Genomic DNA, 14,631 nt, shown 5'->3' with positions numbered 1-14,631 from the left:
GTGGAAGAGCGGCGTTCTTCAGGGGCTGAACTCTCGGTTTTGGCCTTAATAGGGGCGCAGTTCGCCCCTCAAGCCAGATCAGCCGTCTAAAATTGTGGACGAGGTTGGCGTAGCCGATCTTCACCGTCGCGCGACCCAGGCCGATGGTGCGGATGAACAGCCCATACCCGCCTTCTGGTTGCCGCTCCTGCTCAGTTCCGCGTAGCGGTCCTGTAGATCGAACAGCCCAGCTTGACCGGCCATGTTCCGTCCTCCTTCGCCCTCAAGCAAAGGGAATCACCAGAACGTCGACAGCGCTACGGCTTTTTGAGGCGTCCAACTGCTAGGCCATCCGGATCGGCGACCTCTGCCGGTCCAGCGATGACGGCGAACCGGGGGGAACGGCGGGACGCCTGATTCTTCAGGCCATGGACGGCCAGACGCTGGATCGGGTGGCGCTGGTGGTCAGCCGCTGGTTCGGTGGCGTTCTTCCCGGTGCGTGCCTACGGTGGCACCGCAGCGGCGTGTCCTCATGCCGCTGAACGTCAGCCGATCATCCGCTTTGCAGCCTTGACCGTCACGTGCGCCTTCGCCGACGAGGCCAGGATCAGGTCGGGGTTTGGCGCCTTCCCGGCGGCCTCTTCCGAGGCCAACAGCTTCACGCCCCAAGGCGTGCAACTCCAGATCAAGGTTCCTTGCGGGCAACTGGACGATGTCGTTTGCAGGATCACGGATGCTTCTCGCGGTCAAGCCAAGGTCCAAAAGTCGCCCGGACAGCGAATGAGGATCCTTCCGGCGAGCGCCACTCCCATCATCGCGCTCCGTTGGGCAACCGGGCCGTTAAGGCTCGGATGGGCGGCAAGCCGCCTCCAGGGCCGCCTCATCGTCGCAACGCTCCTCGAAGCGGCGGATTCGGCCGTCCTGCAGCACCCACCGGTGTTCGGTCGTCACCGCCACCGGTTTCCCGGTGACTTTGCTGACGGCCTCAACGAGGTTGCGCGTGACGACTTGGTCTCCATCCCTTGCGATGTCCCGCATCTCGTGCTTGGTGATCGTCCATTCCTGGGTCAAACCCTGGAAATAGCGCTGGACACCGTCCAGGCCGTTGAAGATGCCGGAAAAGGCCGCAAGGGCCGGGGACCGGCCGCAGGATATCCACTCGACGTCGGGGGCGAGATGCTCGAACAACGGCGCCACATCGCCCACGGCGTAGCGGTCGTACAGGTTGCGAAGCAACTCGATGTCGGTCTGCGCCATGCCGCATCTCCGCCCATCATGGGATGGTCCGCCATGATAGGGCCGGGTCCCGTGCGCCATGCCGGCGCAAGGGTGGTGCCTCTGTCGGGCTGGGCTGCTCCTCACAACCGGGCGAGGGCCTGCCGCATGAACTCCGCTGTGGCGAGGTCGGCCTGGAAGAAAGCCTCGATGGCCAGCTCGGACAAGGTGACGTCCACCGCCGTTCCAAACACCGTCGTGGTGCTGAAGAAGCTGAGCGTCCCGCTTTCCGTCCTGAGCCGCAAAGGAACCACCACGCCATCATGCGACGACAGCGGCTCGCTCCGGCTGTGCGAAGGCTGCCCATCGGGCACCGGGTAGCCCTTCAACTCGCCGAACAGCGCGGCCAGCACAGGATCGGCGCTGACGTCAATCTGGCGAATCAGCCGGTGCAGGACGTGCGCCCGCCACTGAGCGAGGTTTTCGATCCGCGGCGCCAGCCCGGAGGGGTGGAGGCTGAGGCGCAGCACGTTCACCGGAGGCTGGAGAAGGTCCGGCGCGGCTCCGGTGAGCAGCGGTGCGACCGCCCGGTTGGCCGCGACCAGCGTCCAATGCCGGTCCACAGCCAGCGCCGGGTGAGGCTCGTGCCCGGTCAGCACGAGATCGACGGCCTGACGGGCGGCCTGCATCTCCGGATCGTCCAACCGGTGTTCGGAAAAGACCGGTGCGAAGCCCGCCGCGGCGAGCAGCGCGTTGCGGTCGCGCAGCGGAATGTCCATCCGTTCCGCCAGATGAAGCAGCATGGTCCGGCTGGGCTGCGAGCGTCCCGTTTCCAGGAAGCTGACATGGCGGGTCGAAACGTCGGCCTCGCAGGCAAGGTCGAGTTGGCTGAAGCCGCGCCGCTTGCGCCAGATGCGCAGCAATTCCCCGACCGGCTGGCGCGGCACGGTCCTGGGGGGCGGTTGGTGACGGGCGGCTGTTTGCGGCATCGTTCCGGCCTCCCGTCCGGCGTCTTCGGTGTTCTGCGTTCCATGATACCAGCGCCGCCGCTCATCCATCCAGAAAGGTCAGCAGGTCCCGGTTGAAGCGGTCCATATGCGTCAGGAACAGACCGTGCGGCGCCCCCTCGTAGACGATCAGCGTCGCGTTCGACATCAGTTCGGCGGTTGTCATCCCGGTGGTGCCAAGCGGGCTGGACACATCCAAATCGCCGTGGATCAGCAAGGTCGGCACGGTGATGTCCTGAAGCTCCCGCCGGAAATCCGTGGACGTCGTCGCCCGATGGCAGTCCAGAAGCGCTTTCAACGAGGCTTGCAAGGCCATCGATTTCACCCAGGCCATCATGCCGGGTGAACTGTCCGCCGTCATAAAGGGGCGGATGTTGTCCTCGAGCCATTTCGGAAAGTCCCGCAGCAGGCAATCCGAGCGGAAGGCTTCGAAGACGGTGGGATCGATTCCGTCGGGGTTGTCATCGGTGCGGGAAAGCGTTGGGGTCACCGTGCCAACCAGAACCGTACGGGAAACGCGGCGGTCGCCGTGCCGGCTCAGATAGCGGACGATTTCCCCGCAGGACATGGAATGGCCGACCAACGTGACGCCATTCAGGTCGAGCGTGTCGAGCAGGGTGGCGAGGTCGTCGGCCAGCCGGTCGAAGTCGAAGCCGGTTCCCGGGTCGCTCGACCGGCCATGGCCACGGCGATCGTAAGCGATGCAGCGGTAGCCGCGCTCGGCCAGCGCCAGCATCTGGTAGGCCCAGGAATCGGAATTCAGCGACCAGCTGGACAGGAAGACGACGGGCTTCCCCAGTCCCCAATCCCGGTAGAAGAGGGCCACACCGTCTTCGGTGCGGATGAAGCCGGGCTGATCCGATGCGGCGGGAATTGTCGAAGCCATGCTCATGGCCGGTGCTCCTGGGTTCGGGACGTTGCGGGACGGGATGGCCGGTGCGCTATGCGCCTTCCGGAACCCGGTCCAGAAAGCCGCTCACCGAGCGGATGCGTCCATCGGCGGCCAACCAGATGAAGTCGGTGCCGCCGGCAATGGGCTCTGCCCCCGCCGGAACGAGGCACCAGGAGAAGCGCACGCGGCCGTTGTGGCCGTCGGGCGTGCCCTGCAGGATGAAACGACAGTTCGGGAACCGCTGCTGCATGGCGCCGATCAGGGCGTTGACGCCGGCGTGGCCGTTCGCCTGAACCATCGGGTCAAGGTAATGCGCATCATCGCTCCAATGTTCGACGAGCAGGGCCAGCCGGCGGTCGGGGTCGGTCTCGTTCCAGACGGCGATGTAGCGCTGAGCGACGTGGGCTGCGTTCGTCATGGCGGAACTCCTTCGTGGGGTTGTCCGGATCGACCGGATCTCCACAGCAGCATCGTCGTTCCGTGATCCTCCTGCGATTACGTGGGAGGTAACGGTAAAGCCATCGATCGCGTTGGCGATCGGCGGCTGCCGATACGCCTCCGGTATGGGAAAGGGTCCATTCAGCCCCTTCCGGTCCACCCGCCGGATTTTCAGCTTATGGGGATGTTTGTGGGATCACGCATAAACTAATACCGGCGAGCGGAGGCGCTGACTCACGGATAGGGATTCCTAAAGCGGATTGTCGCTGAGTATAGACGGAATTTTGGCTGGCCTGAGCGGTTGGAGGAAGACACCGCTGAAGGACCGCGCGCCATGGGCCAGCCATATTCCGCCGATCTGCGCGAACGGGTTCTGCTGGCTTATGAGCGCCACGAGGGCGGCCCCGAGTTGCTGGCGCGGCGCTTCCAGATCAGCCGAGCCTGCGCGTACAACTGGGTGCGGGCCGCGCGCCTTGAGGGGCGGCGGGTCGCCAAGCCCCATGCCGGCGGCGTACCAGCCAAACTGGACGCGGAGGGCGTGAGCGTGCTGCGGGCCTTGGTGCGGGAGGATAATGACGCGACACTGGCACAGTACCGCGACCGGTTGGCCGCACGCACCGGCATCGCGCTGAGCCCGGCGGTGGTGTGCCGCACCTTGAAGCGGCTGGGGTTGGCGCGCAAAAAAAGACGCTGAGGGCCAGCGAGCAAGAGCGCATGGATATCGCCGCGGAACGCGCGGCCTACCGGGACGATGCGGTGGTCCACGAACCGGCGCGTTTGGTTTTCCTCGATGAAACCGGCATCAACACCCAGATGACGCCCACCCAGGCCCGGGCGCCGCGCGGCCAGCGGGCGCTCGGGTCCGTGCCCTGTGGGTCGTGGCACCGCGTCACGGTGCTCGGGGCGTTGAGCGCCGAAGGCATGCTGGCCGCCATGAGCATCGAGGCGTCTACCTCCTCGGCCGTGTTTCTCGCCTTTGTCGAGCAGGTGCTCTTGCCCGTGCTCCGGCGCGACAAACCCGGCGCCGTGGTCGTGATGGACAACCTTTCCGCTCACAAGCGGGCCGATATCCTCGCCGCCTTTGAGACCGCAGGGATCCGTGTCCGCTTCCTCCCGCGCTACTCGCCCGACCTCTCGCCCATCGAGCCCGGCTGGGCCAAGCTCAAAGGAATCCTGCGCGCCAAGGAAGCCCGCACCGTCGAGGCCCTCAACGAGGAACTCGGCCCAGCCCTCAATGCAATCACCGCCACCGACGCCAAAGCGTGGTTCAAGCTATGCGGCTACCCGAATCTAAACTGAGCCGAAATCCGCTTTAAGGCCGGCAACCCGTGATTCGGGTTTACGTGACGATACCCGTTGATATGCGGGCATCAAATTTGCGTTGACGGGCTCCCTACTAGTTGGTAGGTAAAGATATGGGGAACACATCGACCAGAGCCGACGACATCCTAAGCTGTGCGCGCTCCCTGATCGCCAGGGGCGGCTACAACAGCTTCAGCTACGCCGACATCTCCAAGGTCGTCGGCATCCGCACCGCGAGCATCCACCACCATTTCCCCGGCAAGGCGGATCTGGTCCGCGTGCTGGTTGCGCAATACCGGCAGGAGGTTGAGGCCGGGCTTGCCGAGCTGGAGCGGAACGTCGCCGATCCGCTCGAACAGCTTCGCGCCTATCTCGGCTACTGGGAGGGTTGCTTCGCCGACACGACCGACCCGTTCTGCGTTTGCGCGCTCCTGGCGGGCGAGAGTCCGGTGCTTCCCGAAGCGGTCGCTCTCGAAGTGCGGGCGCATTTCCGCAAGCTCGCAGACTGGCTCACCTCCGTCTTTGAGCGAGGCGCGGCACAAGGCCGTCTCCGGCTGGTCGGAACCGCCAGGAGCGATGCCGAACTGTTCATGGCCGGCGTGCATGGCGCGATGCTATCCGCTCGCGCCTATGGCGACGCCGCGACCTTCGGAGCGATCGCCCGTCCTTTGCTGCAGCGGATCATCGCTTGAAGCCGGCACTTCGCCGGGAGAATGAACGCATGCCGGTTTCGCCTATCGACTGATAGGTAGATATGGCGGCCTAAGACGGCGTTGCCGAATTGCCTGCTTTGCCCCCACTGGATAAGGAAGGAAATCCCTCATGTTCGGAATCTCTCCGCTTGGCTGGGCCCATACGCTCGGCAGCCTGCCGGCCATTCCCGTAGCCTTCTATATGTTTGCCCGCCATGGCCGGATCGTCCCCCGGTCCAAGGCGGGAGCCGTCTATCTCGTTTCCATGCTGATCGGCGCTTCGACGGTCTTCCTCGTGGCGCATCAGCCGGTCAGCAACGTCATCGGCGCCGTGACGATCCTCCTCCTGCTTGCGGGCTATGGGGTCAAGGGAGTTCTCGGGGCGGGGCGCTCGGCCGAATACATCGAGATCGTTTGTCTGAGCGTGAGCGCGTTTCTTCTGATGGTGCCGACCGTCAGCGAAATCCTGCGCCGTGTTCCGGACGGCCACCCTTTGGTGACCGACCTGAAGTCGCCGCTGCTCCTTGGCGCCCAGGGTGGCTTGGCGGTTATCCTGGTGGTCGGGCTGACCGCCCAGCTCCTCCACTTGGCAAGGCAGGGTAGGGCGGCCGCGAAGTAGGAAGCCGACGGAATGTCCTGCCGAGATTGTTGCGATGACGGGGCGGGGACGGGACGGGGCGGGGACGGGGCGGGTGGCGAGGCGCCGGCCGGATGTCTGTTCGGTCATGCGGGAAACCCCTGTTCGTCGTCTTGCTTGTTGTCCGTCCGCCATTGTCAGCGGTGCGTGTTTCACCTTTTGATGCTCGCATCAGGCGTGACCGAGGACCCGAGCGCGCAGCAGATCGAAGCCTGCCCGGCCACACATCGTGCGCTTGCTCGCCTTCAGCCGGTTGACCTGACTCTCGACCTGCCCGCTGCTCCACGGCTCGCTCAGGGCGGCGCGCGGGTCGGGCAACTCGGCGCCGAATTCCCTGATCCCGCACGACGCTGTACTGTCCGATCGTGCCCCGCTCAGTCCTCGTCCTGCCACCGGCGCAGATCAGTCTGGTCATGATAGGGCATACGGTCCGGCGTGGTGATGAATTCCATCGTCGTGCCCCAGGGCATGCGGCAGTAGCAGACCTTGTTTCCAGCGCCTTTCTCGGTCGCATAGGGAATAGCGCGCGGCGCGGTGAGGGGGGTGCCTCCGGCCTTCTCGAAGCGCTCGACCGATGCGTCGATGTCGTCGGTGTAGAGAGCGAAGTGCGTGATGCCGAAGTCGCTCGCCCGGATCGGCTGGGCTTGCTCGGGGCCGTGCATTTCGAAAAGCTCGATATCGGGTCCGGTTCCGATCTTGACCATCGCCTGCGCACGCACGACCGTTCCGGGGAAAGCGCCGACGGCCCGCTCGAATTCGGGTCCCTGCCGCGGTGGATCCTGCGGTCCGAAGGATTGGTAGATCACCTGGCCGCCAAAGGCTTCCACCAGGAACGCTTTTGCCGCTTCGATGTCGGGCACCGTGATGCCGATGTGATTGACGCCGCGAATGACGGGTGCGGTCATGACAGTCTCCTTGATTTTGTCGATCCATCGCGACCGCTTCGGGCGCAGTTCGCCCGCAGCGTCGCGATCCGTCCGGCCCGCGACGGCGCGGGCGCAGAGTTTCAGCTGGTCTTGTTTCAGCTGGTCTTGGTTTCAGGGTGCCTTGAGGAAATCGATCAGGGCGGCCGCGACTTCATTGGGCCGCTCATCCGCGACATAGTGGCTGCACCGCGCGATCGAGCCACCTGTCACGTTCCTGGCAAACTCTTTGAGCATCGGCACCATCTGCGCACCGAACCGCTGGTCGCCACCCAGACCGAGCACCGGTATCCCGAGGGGGTGCTTCTTGTACTCGAGAGCCGCCGCATGATCGGCGGCGAGGGTGCGATACCATTCCATGCCGCCGCGCGTGCGGCCGGGAAGAGCCATCGCCTTCGCGTAGATCTCGATGTCCGCCGGATTGAAGGTGCTGTGATCGTAGAAACGCTCCGCCATGAAGGTCGAAACATAGTCGTATTCGCGGCCATGGATCAGGCGCTCGGGCAGATCCCGGTTCATATGGAAGCTGAAGTGCCAGAGCCCCGCGGTCGTCGCCTCCCATCCGGTCCAGCCGGGAAGCGGAACGTCGAGGACCGCCAGGTGGGTGACAGCCTCCCGGTGGATGGCGGCCTGCGGCAAGGCGACCATTCCACCGATGTCATGTCCGCACACGGCGTAGCGTTCATGCCCAAGGGCAATCATGACCTCGTGCGCGTCGCGCGCCATCGTCGCCTTGTCATAGCCGTCGAGCGGGCAGTCGGAAAAGCCCGCGCCGCGCAGATCGATGGCCACCACGCTGAAATGCTCGGCCAGCAGCGGCATCACACTGTGCCATTCCCACCATGTTTCCGGCCAGCCGTGAAGCAGAAGGATCGGCGGGCCCGAGCCTCCCGTGACAGCGTTGATCTTGATGCCATTCACCGGCACCAGCTGCTGGGTAAACCCCTTCAACGTTGCGATCATGCTCGCTTCCCAGTCGATGTTGACGCTTGAACAAAGCTCGCGGCCAGCGCTCAGGGCTGATCGAAATCGGTGGCGATCGAGACGTCGCGCCAAGCGTCGATATCGCGGCGGAACGCAGCCAGCTTTCGCTCGGCGATCGCGTGCGCGATGGGGCCGAGCGGCAGATGAAGCGGGGCGTCATCGGCGTCGACCGCCTGCAGGATCACCGTGATCGCCTTGTCGGGATCGCCCGCCTGATTGCCGTTGTTGGTTTCGCGATAGTGCTTGCGGGAGCTCGCGGCGTATTCCGGCATCTCGTTGGCCGCCATCCGGATCGAACGGCCAAGGAAATCGGTGCGAAACGGCCCAGGCTCGACGATCAGCACGCGGATGCCGAACGGCTCCAGCTCGCCGGCGAGCGCTTCGGAAATCCCTTCCACGGCGAACTTGGCGGCGTTGTAATAACCTCCGCCGCCGCTGCCCGCGATGCCGGCGCCGGACGACATGGTGACGATCGTTCCGCCCGAACGTCGCAGGACGGGCAGGGCGGCTCTGGTGGTTTCGATCAGACCGAAGACGTTCACCTCGAACATCGGCCGATAGTCTTCGGGCGTGCCTTCCTCGATCGCGCCGAACAGTCCGTAGCCGGCGTTGTTCACGAGCACGTCAAACCCGCCGAATGTCTCGACCGCCTTCGCGACCGCTGTCTTGGCGGCCGCCGCATCCGTCACGTCCAGCGGCAAGGCGATCATGCGGCCGCCGAATGGCGCCGCCATGTCTTCGATCGTTTTGACATCGCGGGCCGTCGCGATGACCTGATCGCCTCGTTGTGCCGCGGCGAGCGCGAGGCGCCGTCCGAAGCCACTCGAGCAGCCGGTGATGAGCCAAGTCTTCATTGTTTCGTCTCCGCGTTGGTTTCAGACGACAGCTTGGCTGTCGCCGCCGCGAACCGTCATGTCGGCCATGATCGACCAATCCTTCTTCCCGAAGCCCGCCGAGACAGCTTTGCCGAGCCCCTCGCGGACCGCGTCGAGCATCGGGAGCGTGCGCCCGATCTCGTTGCTGGCCTCAGTCGCGAGACGCATGTCCTTGAGCGCGAGTTCGGCTTTGAAGCCCGGCTCGAATGACCGTTCCGTGATTTGCGCGCTGTAGCTCTCATAGGCGCGACCCGAGAAAAGGGTGCCCAGGATGAGTTCGAAGAAATCCGCACGGTCGAGGCCGACGCTCTCGGTCAGCACGACACCCTCGGCCATCGCCTCGATAGCCATGGCGATCATCATATTGCAGGCGAGCTTCGCCGTATTCGCCCGAGCGGGGCTCTCCCCCAACCTCCAGACCTTTTTGCTGAGTGAAGCGAGCAGCGGTTCGACCGCGGCAACGGCATCGGCCTTCCCGGCCGCCAGGATGTTGAGCTGGCCACTCGCCGCTGCGTTCGGTCGCCCGAGGACCGGTGCGGACACATAGCCAAGGCCTGCCTCTTCGTGCAGCCGCTCCAGTTCCCGCGCGAAGGCGACCGAGATCGTCGATGTGACAACATGGGTCAGCCCTGGTTGCGCGCTTGCCAGCAGGCCGGCATCGAAGATCACCTCCCGGATGGCAGGGTCGTCGGACAGCATCGTGAAGACGGCGTCAGCCTGGAATGCATCCGCCGCGCGCCTGACCAGCGTTACCCCGGGAACGCTGTCCTGAGCGACCTTGCTGCGGTTCCAGGCCCGCACGTCATGGCCCGCCTTTACGAGGTTCAGGGCCATTGCCGAGCCCATATTGCCGAGACCGACAAACCCGATCTGCATGTTCTTTCTCCTGTCGTGCGGATGAGGGCTGTGTGCATGGACGAGGGCACCGCCGATCGCTGCGACGCGCCGGGGCGCAGACCTGGAGAGATCAGCGGCCCCGGCAATCGACAGGCGCCGCTGTGCCGCTCAGAGTGGCTTCACGATGCTGCGCTGCGGTTTGACGGCGGTGACGATGTCGACGTCAGCCATGACCTGGGCGGTCTCCGGCGCATCGAGCGCCGCTTCCATGGCGGCCTCGTCGCGGAAGTTGACGACCCCAACCGCGATCAGCCCGGCACCATCACCTTGCGGGAAGAACCCACCGGCGCTGACCAGCCCATAACGTCCCCAGCTTTCCCGCACGAGCGGGAAGTGCACGTTGATCCAATGGTCGCGGTCGAACGGCGTTTCCTCATCGCCCGCATAGGTCACCAGCATCGTGATCATCGTCGAGGTCCTCATTTGCGAGTATCGAGGCAGGCCGCCGCGTTCCGCGACCCCTCAGGAAAATCCTCTCTGTTCCGTCCGGACGAGCTTTCCTTGGGTCCCACAGCCAGGGTCACGATTTCCTCACCCAAGCGACGGCCCGCATGGATCCAGCGGATCCACAGAAGGACGCGCTCCCCCAGACCATGATGGCAATCTAGGCATTTAGTTTTGTTCGGTAAGTGACATAACTGTACTCTTGGCGTTCAGTTTTGTGTGGGTGGTTGTGATGGAATGGAGCGACGTCAGAGTCTTTCTCGCGATTGCGCGATCCGGCACGCTCGGCGCCGCCGCGCGTTCTCTTCAGACAAGCCACCCGACCGTCGGCCGGCGTCTCCGCGCGCTTGAGCAGGCGATCGGTCACACGCTCTTCCAGCGCACCGCGGACGGTCTTGTTCTGACCGAAGAGGGCCACGGGATCATCGCGCTGGCGGAGCAGATGGAGGAAAGCGCGCTGGCGATGGAGCGCCGGCTTGCGGGGCAGGAGCAGAACCTCAAAGGCAGTCTGCGCATTTCATCCGCGGACTGGTTCGGGGCCTATGTCTTGCCTCCCATCCTGGCGGATTTCTGGAAAGCCTATCCCAATGTCGACGTCGAGATCCTGACCGGCACGCGCCTGTTCAATCTCGCCCAGCGGGAGGCCGACGTCGCTTTCCGTATCGTTCCGTTCGACACCGCTGACGTTGTTCAGCGACGGCTCTTCCGCCTTGAGTACGGCGTTTACATCGCGGAAGAGGCGCAGGAGCCGAAATATGGCGATGGGACCGGTTTCCGGCTGATCACCCACGACACGTCCACCGGCCATTTCCCTGACATCGCGTGGCTCATCGAGAGTTTCCCCAACGCGAGGCCGGTCCTGCGATCGAACAACCGGAACGTCCAGGGGCGCATGTGCAGGCAAGGCGTCGGAATCGCCGTCCTGCCCCGCGTGGTCGGCAATCAGATCCCGGGTATCCGCAGACTGGACCTGCCGACGCCGCCGCCGGCGCGAGACATCTGGATGGGATATCACCGGGACCTACGGCGTCTTCAGCGTCTTCGTGCGTTCATCTCGACCGTATCGGGCCATCTCGTGAATGCGACCGCATGATGTGCGGTCCGGAGATGATTCAAGGTTGCCCAAGAAACTCCACGATCGGTGCGGTCGTCTCGGTTCCGTCCGGTGTCGCGCCATACCTGGGTCGACGATGCCGAAGGTCTGGCGGCTGGCGCCGTGAACCGCGAGGCCGATCATATCGCGCAGAGCAGCGACTCTCTGGACATGGATCGCCCGTCGCTGCGCCGCAGAGACGGGCTGGCTGCGGCGTAATCACCCCCGGAATCCGTCTGAACAGCGGCTCCAGGAGCCTCGGAACGAGCAAAACCGTTCCATTCTGACCAAAACGGGTATCGGCTCCGCCATTTTCAAGCTTCAGTAGAGGAGGCGGCGCTCTGCAGGACTGTTTTTCCGCGTCCTGTTGGGGTTGGCCAGGGAACCATTTGCCCCGATCGCGGGTTGGCGAGATTGATGGCTCGTTCCGTCGGCGCTGACGGGAGTTGCCGATGTCCCCCGTTGTCCATGCGCGCGGCTGTCCAAGCTGCCTTCGTCGCGTCCAGTCACCCGGCGAGCCGGACGACGGTGGCGTGTCCGGTGTGCCGGTTTGGCTCCTCGCCCAAGGTCAACGCCCGGCGCACGCAAGCCCGCAGTTCGCCTTCCGACTGCGATGCGCAGTTCCAAGCCGCTGACGAGCCCGTCATCACGGCCGAAGTGAGAACCTTAAGTTGATCGGCAATTAGAAAAAACACCGGTCGTGCTTGGTGCCGGACGGCCGGAGACGTGCTGGTGCAAGAGTGGCCGCGGGATGCCATCGGTCCGGCGGTCCCCTATGGAACCGGCGCTCTGACGACCAATCGCGGCTTCGTGATTGGCGTCCCCCGTCCGCCCGGCGTGGAGCGACACCCGATCGCCACGAACCAACCGGGAAGATGCATGAGCAGACAGTTCCTTGAGACGCCCAGACGCTTCCACAGAGGAAATGACGCGAGCGCGGCGGACGGTTTTCACGGTGGCGGCATCATGGGCGAATGCGTGCGAACCCACGACTGGACGGCCACGCCGCTCGGGCCGGCAGAGACTTGGCCACAGTCGCTCCGCACCGCCTTGAGCATCATGCTGAACTCCGCTTTCCCCACCTACCTGGCCTGGGGGCCGGAACTGACGAGCTTCTACAACGACGCCTACATTCCGATCATGGGTGACAAACCGAACGGCCTCGGGCGGCCGTTCCCCAAGGTCTGGCCGGAGGTGTGGGACACCATCGGTCCGATCACCGAACGGGCCATGCACGGCGAGGCCAGCTACTTTGAGGACCTGCCGCTGACGCTCGTGCGCCGCGGCCATCCCGAGGCAACTTGGTTCTCGTTCTCCTACAGCCCCATTCGTGATGAGACGGGCGGGGTCGGCGGGATCCTGTGCACTGTTCTTGAAACCACGCAGCGTGTCCACGCCGAGACGGCCCTGCGCCGGAGCGAGGCGCGGCTCCAGGCCGCCATCGATCTCGTCGATGTCTCACCCTATACGTGGGATCCGGCAACCGGTGCGCTGGATTGGGATGCTCGCCTGAGGTCCATGTGGGGCCTGTCCCCGGGTACGCCGGTCTCGTTGGATGTCTGGATGTTCGGCATTCATCCTGATGACCGGGCCCAGGTCGAGGCCGCGCTGGCCCATTGTATCGATCCCGCAGGCGATGGTGTCTACCACATCGACTATCGCGTCATCGGGATCGAGGACGGGGTCGAGCGTTGGGTCTCCACCCATGGCCGGACCACCTTCGAAAATGGCCAGCCGGTGGACTTCACCGGGGCTGCGCTTGAGATCACGGAACGCAAGCGGGCCGAAGCGGCCTTGCGCGAGAGCGAGGCCCGGCTCTCGGCGATCCTGGATCAGTTGCCGGTCGGTGTGGGTCTCGCCGACCAGGAGGGCAACATCACGCTGGGGAACCGGATGCTTCAGCAGTATACCCCCCTCAACATTTCCTCCCGAACCTCGAAGCAAGCCGGGCATTGGCGAGCCTACACCCCCGATGGCCAGCCTCTCAGCCCCTCGGATTATCCAGGCGCGCGGGCGCTGCGGGGCGAAACGGTCGTTCCCGGAATCGACTTCATCTTCACCTTGCCGGACGGACGGGAGGCGTGGACGCGGGTGAGCGCCGCGCCCTTCCACAACGCCGCCCGGGAGAGGCTGGGCGCGGTCTTCGTGGTGCAGGACATCGACCGTGAGAAGCGTGCCGAAGAGCGCTTCCGCGAGTTCGCGGCGCATTCCACGAACGCGTTCTGGATCGCCAACGCGGGAGACCGAACGGTTGAATATCTCAACCCGGTCTTCGAGACGGTGTTCGGGACAGCGCACAACGGCGTTTGTCAGGACATGGGCCGGTGGATCGAGGTCGTTCATCGCGATGACCGCGCCCGCGTCATCGAGGCTTTCGCCAGGACCGCGCTCGGTGTGGTCTCCGTGGAGGAGTTCCGCATCACCCGATCCGACGGGGCGCTGCGTTGGATCCGCAACACCTTCTTCCCCATCCGGGACGAACAGGGCCGGATCCGGCGCACCGGCGGCATCGCCCAGGACATCACGCGCCATGAAGGGCGCTTCGTGTACATCGTCGACGCAGAAGGGACCTCGCGCGAGAGGCTCTCCCGCGTGCTCCGGGAGGCCGGCTACGACGTCAGAGCCTTCCCGTCCGGCAAAGCCTTTCTGGAGTCGGCACCCGCCCTGGTGTCCGGCTGCGTCGTGCTCGACATCCAACAGCCTGACGCGGGCGGCCTCACCATCCCGAGGGAACTCAAGGCTCGGCGGATCGGCCTGCCGGTGATCGTTCTGGGTGACGCCGGAGGCGATGTGACCTTCGGCGTGCACGTGATGAAGGCCGGCGCGGTGGATTTCCTGCCGTCGCCTTATCAGACGGACAACCTGCTCGCCGCCGTCGCGGCGGCGGCGGCTGACATTCGGCAGACCGAAGAGGCCGATCAGGAGGCCGACCACGAGGCCGGCTGGGCCCGGGCCCGCATGGCCGGGATGTCGGAGCGGGAACGGGAGGTGTTGGCCGGCATCCTCGCCGGCCAGACGAACAAGCAGATCGGGCGGGACATCGGCATCAGCCCGCGCACGGTGGAGACCCATCGGGCCCATGTCATGCAGCGGCTTGGCGCCAAGACCGTGCCCGACGCGGTGCGGATTGCCGCGTCAGCGGGCGTGCAGGCGCCGCGGCGGTCAAGTGATGGCGGTCAAGTGACGGCGGTTATGAAGCCCTGGCGCGGAGGTTCCCTGAGGAACCATCCCTAGGAACGCGGTGAGGCTCGTT

The 14,631-nt window shown here is 65.0% G+C and carries 17 protein-coding genes; 7 read left to right on the top strand and 10 right to left on the bottom strand.

All coding sequences use genetic code 11. The features are described 5' to 3' along the window. The first annotated feature begins 329 nt into the window (after positions 1 to 329). Positions 330 to 521 carry a YigZ family protein gene (locus D3869_RS34640; protein ID WP_349017889.1) on the top strand — a complete coding sequence of 64 codons (192 nt, stop codon included), beginning with the start codon at positions 330 to 332 and terminating at the stop codon, positions 519 to 521. A 3-nt stretch (positions 522 to 524) separates the two neighbouring features. Here the strand turns inward: D3869_RS34640 and D3869_RS33865 are convergent, their stop codons facing one another. The 5 genes from D3869_RS33865 to D3869_RS17915 all read right to left on the bottom strand — a co-directional run bounded on the left by D3869_RS33865 (position 525) and on the right by D3869_RS17915 (position 3,511). After that, positions 525 to 710: a hypothetical protein gene (locus D3869_RS33865; RefSeq protein WP_137141276.1), complete on the bottom strand. Its 186-nt coding sequence runs from the start codon at positions 708 to 710 to the stop codon at positions 525 to 527. Positions 711 to 819: 109 nt separating this feature from the next. Continuing rightward, complete coding sequence (locus D3869_RS17930) at positions 820 to 1,236, bottom strand: nuclear transport factor 2 family protein (RefSeq protein ID WP_175426519.1); 417 nt, start codon at positions 1,234 to 1,236, stop codon at positions 820 to 822. Positions 1,237 to 1,337: 101 nt separating this feature from the next. After that, positions 1,338 to 2,183: a helix-turn-helix domain-containing protein gene (locus D3869_RS17925; RefSeq protein WP_137141274.1), complete on the bottom strand. Its 846-nt coding sequence runs from the start codon at positions 2,181 to 2,183 to the stop codon at positions 1,338 to 1,340. Between the two features lie 61 nt (positions 2,184 to 2,244). Continuing rightward, entirely contained in the window at positions 2,245 to 3,093 is an 849-nt protein-coding gene (locus tag D3869_RS17920; RefSeq protein ID WP_137141273.1) for an alpha/beta fold hydrolase, read from the bottom strand. Positions 3,094 to 3,142: 49 nt separating this feature from the next. Next, the gene (locus D3869_RS17915; RefSeq protein WP_137141272.1) at positions 3,143 to 3,511 is read right to left on the bottom strand and encodes a nuclear transport factor 2 family protein; all 369 of its coding nucleotides are present in this window, start codon (positions 3,509 to 3,511) and stop codon (positions 3,143 to 3,145) included. 354 nt (positions 3,512 to 3,865) lie between these two features. Here D3869_RS17915 and D3869_RS17910 point away from each other — a divergent pair, with 354 nt between their 5' ends. The 4 genes from D3869_RS17910 (at position 3,866) to D3869_RS17895 (ending at position 6,144) form a co-directional block, all read left to right on the top strand. Next, on the top strand, positions 3,866 to 4,225 hold the full coding sequence (locus D3869_RS17910; protein WP_137140950.1) for an IS630 transposase-related protein: 360 nt from the start codon (positions 3,866 to 3,868) through the stop codon (positions 4,223 to 4,225). Positions 4,226 to 4,245: 20 nt separating this feature from the next. Further along, positions 4,246 to 4,830 (top strand): IS630 family transposase, encoded by a 585-nt coding sequence (locus D3869_RS17905; RefSeq protein ID WP_247895652.1) that lies wholly within the window; start codon positions 4,246 to 4,248, stop codon positions 4,828 to 4,830. Between the two features lie 116 nt (positions 4,831 to 4,946). Beyond that, complete coding sequence (locus D3869_RS17900; RefSeq protein WP_137141271.1) at positions 4,947 to 5,525, top strand: TetR/AcrR family transcriptional regulator; 579 nt, start codon at positions 4,947 to 4,949, stop codon at positions 5,523 to 5,525. Between the two features lie 130 nt (positions 5,526 to 5,655). Continuing rightward, positions 5,656 to 6,144, top strand: a complete 489-nt coding sequence (locus D3869_RS17895; RefSeq protein WP_137141270.1) for a hypothetical protein — start codon at positions 5,656 to 5,658, stop codon at positions 6,142 to 6,144. A 392-nt stretch (positions 6,145 to 6,536) separates the two neighbouring features. On the opposite strand, the gene D3869_RS17885 is transcribed toward D3869_RS17895, so the two are convergent. The 5 genes from D3869_RS17885 to D3869_RS17865 all read right to left on the bottom strand — a co-directional run bounded on the left by D3869_RS17885 (position 6,537) and on the right by D3869_RS17865 (position 10,249). Next, complete coding sequence (locus tag D3869_RS17885) at positions 6,537 to 7,067, bottom strand: VOC family protein (RefSeq protein ID WP_137141269.1); 531 nt, start codon at positions 7,065 to 7,067, stop codon at positions 6,537 to 6,539. A gap of 132 nt (positions 7,068 to 7,199) precedes the next feature. Further along, a complete protein-coding gene (locus D3869_RS17880; protein ID WP_137141268.1) occupies positions 7,200 to 8,048 on the bottom strand; it encodes an alpha/beta fold hydrolase in 849 nt (282 codons plus the stop codon). A gap of 50 nt (positions 8,049 to 8,098) precedes the next feature. After that, complete coding sequence (locus tag D3869_RS17875) at positions 8,099 to 8,923, bottom strand: oxidoreductase (RefSeq protein ID WP_137141267.1); 825 nt, start codon at positions 8,921 to 8,923, stop codon at positions 8,099 to 8,101. A 21-nt stretch (positions 8,924 to 8,944) separates the two neighbouring features. Continuing rightward, positions 8,945 to 9,820, bottom strand: coding sequence for an NAD(P)-dependent oxidoreductase (locus D3869_RS17870; protein ID WP_137141266.1), 876 nt, complete (start codon positions 9,818 to 9,820; stop codon positions 8,945 to 8,947). Positions 9,821 to 9,949: 129 nt separating this feature from the next. After that, positions 9,950 to 10,249, bottom strand: coding sequence for an EthD family reductase (locus tag D3869_RS17865; protein WP_137141265.1), 300 nt, complete (start codon positions 10,247 to 10,249; stop codon positions 9,950 to 9,952). Positions 10,250 to 10,517: 268 nt separating this feature from the next. On the opposite strand from D3869_RS17865, the gene D3869_RS17860 reads away from it, so the two are divergent. Then, a complete protein-coding gene (locus tag D3869_RS17860; protein ID WP_137141264.1) occupies positions 10,518 to 11,378 on the top strand; it encodes a LysR family transcriptional regulator in 861 nt (286 codons plus the stop codon). Positions 11,379 to 12,257: 879 nt separating this feature from the next. Then, positions 12,258 to 14,612 (top strand): PAS domain S-box protein, encoded by a 2,355-nt coding sequence (locus D3869_RS17855; protein WP_137141263.1) that lies wholly within the window; start codon positions 12,258 to 12,260, stop codon positions 14,610 to 14,612. Positions 14,613 to 14,631: the final 19 nt, after the last annotated feature.

The organism is Azospirillum brasilense (assembly GCF_005222205.1).
In the GTDB taxonomy this organism is placed as follows: domain Bacteria; phylum Pseudomonadota; class Alphaproteobacteria; order Azospirillales; family Azospirillaceae; genus Azospirillum; species Azospirillum brasilense_G.
This window is presented reverse-complemented; position numbering and strand designations above follow the sequence as displayed.

Coding starts and splice junctions, on each gene's coding strand:
- D3869_RS17930 (WP_175426519.1), bottom strand. CDS start 1,236: ATGGCGCAGACCGACATCGAGTTGCTTCGCAACCTGTACGACCGCTAC.
- D3869_RS17925 (WP_137141274.1), bottom strand. CDS start 2,183: ATGCCGCAAACAGCCGCCCGTCACCAACCGCCCCCCAGGACCGTGCCG.
- D3869_RS17920 (WP_137141273.1), bottom strand. CDS start 3,093: ATGAGCATGGCTTCGACAATTCCCGCCGCATCGGATCAGCCCGGCTTC.
- D3869_RS17915 (WP_137141272.1), bottom strand. CDS start 3,511: ATGACGAACGCAGCCCACGTCGCTCAGCGCTACATCGCCGTCTGGAAC.
- D3869_RS17910 (WP_137140950.1), top strand. CDS start 3,866: ATGGGCCAGCCATATTCCGCCGATCTGCGCGAACGGGTTCTGCTGGCT.
- D3869_RS17905 (WP_247895652.1), top strand. CDS start 4,246: ATGGATATCGCCGCGGAACGCGCGGCCTACCGGGACGATGCGGTGGTC.
- D3869_RS17900 (WP_137141271.1), top strand. CDS start 4,947: ATGGGGAACACATCGACCAGAGCCGACGACATCCTAAGCTGTGCGCGC.
- D3869_RS17895 (WP_137141270.1), top strand. CDS start 5,656: ATGTTCGGAATCTCTCCGCTTGGCTGGGCCCATACGCTCGGCAGCCTG.
- D3869_RS17885 (WP_137141269.1), bottom strand. CDS start 7,067: ATGACCGCACCCGTCATTCGCGGCGTCAATCACATCGGCATCACGGTG.
- D3869_RS17880 (WP_137141268.1), bottom strand. CDS start 8,048: ATGATCGCAACGTTGAAGGGGTTTACCCAGCAGCTGGTGCCGGTGAAT.
- D3869_RS17875 (WP_137141267.1), bottom strand. CDS start 8,923: ATGAAGACTTGGCTCATCACCGGCTGCTCGAGTGGCTTCGGACGGCGC.
- D3869_RS17870 (WP_137141266.1), bottom strand. CDS start 9,820: ATGCAGATCGGGTTTGTCGGTCTCGGCAATATGGGCTCGGCAATGGCC.
- D3869_RS17865 (WP_137141265.1), bottom strand. CDS start 10,249: ATGATCACGATGCTGGTGACCTATGCGGGCGATGAGGAAACGCCGTTC.
- D3869_RS17860 (WP_137141264.1), top strand. CDS start 10,518: ATGGAATGGAGCGACGTCAGAGTCTTTCTCGCGATTGCGCGATCCGGC.
- D3869_RS17855 (WP_137141263.1), top strand. CDS start 12,258: ATGAGCAGACAGTTCCTTGAGACGCCCAGACGCTTCCACAGAGGAAAT.